This window comes from Bartonella sp. TT110JLCBS (assembly GCF_042193405.1).
Classification (GTDB): Bacteria; Pseudomonadota; Alphaproteobacteria; order Rhizobiales; family Rhizobiaceae; genus Bartonella.
On sequence record NZ_JBHILT010000309.1, the window covers coordinates 1 to 554 of the forward strand.

Annotated in this window: 2 protein-coding genes; both read right to left on the reverse strand. The window is 34.7% G+C overall.

What is annotated here, in order from left to right:
* Positions 1-254, reverse strand: a 254-nt coding sequence (locus tag ACFILW_RS11065; RefSeq protein WP_375685863.1) for a hypothetical protein, incomplete at its 3' end; no start/stop codon positions are given.
* A 111-nt stretch (positions 255-365) separates the two neighbouring features.
* A partial coding sequence (locus ACFILW_RS11070) for a hypothetical protein (protein WP_375685864.1) occupies positions 366-554 on the reverse strand: 189 nt, incomplete at its 5' end.

The following is a 554-nucleotide window of genomic DNA, read 5'->3' on the forward strand; positions in this document are numbered from 1 at the left end:
AAATATATACCATAAGAGCCTCTATCTTCTACTGTAATAACCGAATAATTGATAGCAGACCTAATGCTGGCATAGTCATCAGCAAAATTATTCTTAACAAATTCAATAAAACTATCGACCTTTCCACCACTAGACCTTGGAGTAATGACACTCAAGAAACCATTTTCAATACTGTAGTTACTATTTATCCATAGAACAATAGCATTAGAACCGTTAAAGATTACACGATTAGAAGAAACAAAACCATCTTCCAATAAAAAAACAACACTCGGATCCAGTACACTAGAAGCAGCCTCTTCACCTAAAGTTCCTTCTGGAGATTCCTCATTGTTTCTCTCTTTTTCAGCAATACGAATTCTAACATCTTATAGTTTAACAAATCCTTCGTCTTCCGCCAAAATCCCCACACCACCTTTTGCAAAAGTAATTGATCCAGATTTCATCGTTATTTGAGATCCACCAGAACTATGTAAACCAACTACATTCAGAGGTACTTTATCATTAACGACTTCCACATTAATATCTGTTCCCTCTAAAAAAATAGACGATTCAAA